The organism is Peribacillus sp. P4_B1 (assembly GCF_056402395.1).
Genome location: NZ_JBFUHM010000133.1, coordinates 1 through 1,887 on the forward strand (window position 1 = coordinate 1; position 1,887 = coordinate 1,887).

Consider the following 1,887-nt stretch of genomic DNA (forward strand, 5'->3'; position numbering starts at 1 on the left):
GTTCCATTCCGACTATCGTGGTGTCTAAGTTTTTCAAGTGTTTTAGTTCCTTGATCCAGTTTAGTAAGCTAGTAAAACCCTCTTCGTTATTTTGAAAAGACAAAGGTTTTCCGACCACAATGCCCCGATAGTTTACTGCACGGGCCACGTGTACGTGTTGGGCAATATCCACACCAACAACTAGATGTTGATCCGTAATTCTCTCGATTAGTTGATTTTGTTTGTTTTGCATTTTAAAATTCATAGTAGGGCTTCCTCCTTAAGATTTTGAGTTAGATTGGTCTCTATACTCGTATCTTACTGAGGGGCTCTATTTTTTTCAAACCTGATATTTAACGATCTACAGGAATGCTAACGAGTGCTTTAGCTGAAGATCGGAGCTGTCTTTAAGGCAGCTTTTCTTTATGGAACTATCGGGGCAGATTAGTTCCATAAGGAACTTAACGGAAATTAATGGTGTAACATGTATAAAAATACATCAGGGCCTACCAAGGGGGAGTTATTAATGTTTCAGTTTTTTCTTATTGTTGGGATAGTAGGTATTGTTATTTCAGGGGTCTTTATAGGAGCATGGACAGGTGGACAACAACAAAGAGCAAATTTTCATTCTGAAACAACAAAGAATCGTTGCTTTAGAACGAAAATAGCATTAATCTCGGGCCTCATAGCTGTAATCTCTTTGGGTATTTCTGGATTAATATACTTTGTATAATAATACTTTGTTCTTAAACTAGGGGTCTTTACTTCAATAAGGAAGGTTGCTGAGGCAGCCTTTTTCTTATGACACTAAGGGGCAGGATAGTTGAAGAGTGCTGTTTGACCTTTGTTCAACAATTGGACCAAATTATGGAGGAAACACGAATACGGTAGATGATGTCAAAGTAATTATTATAGTAAATAAGAAAAAAGAAAAGGAATCATTAATATAAGAATTACACCTGCAACAGTCACGGATATAACTTTAATTAAATCCTTTTTCACTTCTTTTTTCAAAAAAACACCACCCATAACATTTGTCGTTACTTTCAAAAGTCTAAAAATCTATTATAACAATACTATCACCGTTTTAATATTCCTTTTAGGAGTGGTCGTTGTTCCATAATCGGGTGCGATTCTTATTAAAGAATCGCTTTTCTTAATGAACTATCAGGTGCCTTAGCTAGATCGGAGCTGTCTTTAAGGCAGCTTTGCTTTATGGAACTATCGGGGCAGGTTAGTTCATTTAAAAAAACAAAACCATTCTATATGGAATGGTTTTTATTAGTATCATTATTAGGTGATGTACTAAAGTGTGTTACTATCCTGTCTAATACCTTTTTAGTAATTGGCATAAAGTAATTAAGTATGAGCCCCCCTAAACAAACTGTTAATAAAGTTCCAATGCCAATTGGTCCATTGGAAATTATTGCCATTATCAAGAATACGAGGTAAATGAATGTTCTCGAAAAAAATAAATTTGTTCTATTTAATTCTTGTATGATCAATGTTAAACGGTCAACTGGAATCGGTGCAAAATTTGTGTGTAAATATGTTGCAGTTCCTAATCCTATAGCAACTAAGCCGATTCCAAAACAAACCACTTTGCTGTACCATAGTTCAGGCGTTATCAAGTTGTGCAATAAAAAAAGCCACATATCAATACCAATTCCCGTTATAAATGCTGTTAACAACCCCAAAACTTCTGGTCTTTGTCTTTTTAAAAATGAATTACAACCTATCAATATTAAAGCTATTATTATTTCCCAGCTTCCGACAGTAAGCCCCACATTTATCGACAGTCCTACTAAAAGTGCATCAAAAGGTGAAGTTCCAAGGTCTGATTGTATAGTGAAAGAAATACCAAGGGTTAATATTAAAATTCCTAATACATAAAAAACATATTTCACT

At 34.8% G+C, this 1,887-nt stretch carries 3 protein-coding genes; 1 reads left to right on the top strand and 2 read right to left on the bottom strand.

The features are described 5' to 3' along the window. Window positions 1-244 (bottom strand): IS110 family transposase (locus AC1DVK_RS26775; RefSeq protein ID WP_477627812.1); only part of this gene is annotated, 244 nt, incomplete at its 3' end. Window positions 245-505: 261 nt separating this feature from the next. Between AC1DVK_RS26775 and AC1DVK_RS26780 the strand changes: the two genes are divergently transcribed. Further along, window positions 506-712, top strand: a complete 207-nt coding sequence (locus AC1DVK_RS26780) for a DUF5316 family protein (RefSeq protein ID WP_410864092.1) — start codon at window positions 506-508, stop codon at window positions 710-712. 529 nt (window positions 713-1,241) lie between these two features. Here AC1DVK_RS26780 and AC1DVK_RS26785 read toward each other — a convergent pair. After that, window positions 1,242-1,886, bottom strand: coding sequence for a YczE/YyaS/YitT family protein (locus tag AC1DVK_RS26785; protein WP_477627813.1), 645 nt, complete (start codon window positions 1,884-1,886; stop codon window positions 1,242-1,244). Window position 1,887: the final 1 nt, after the last annotated feature.

Coding starts and splice junctions, on each gene's coding strand:
- AC1DVK_RS26780 (WP_410864092.1), top strand. CDS start 506: ATGTTTCAGTTTTTTCTTATTGTTGGGATAGTAGGTATTGTTATTTCA.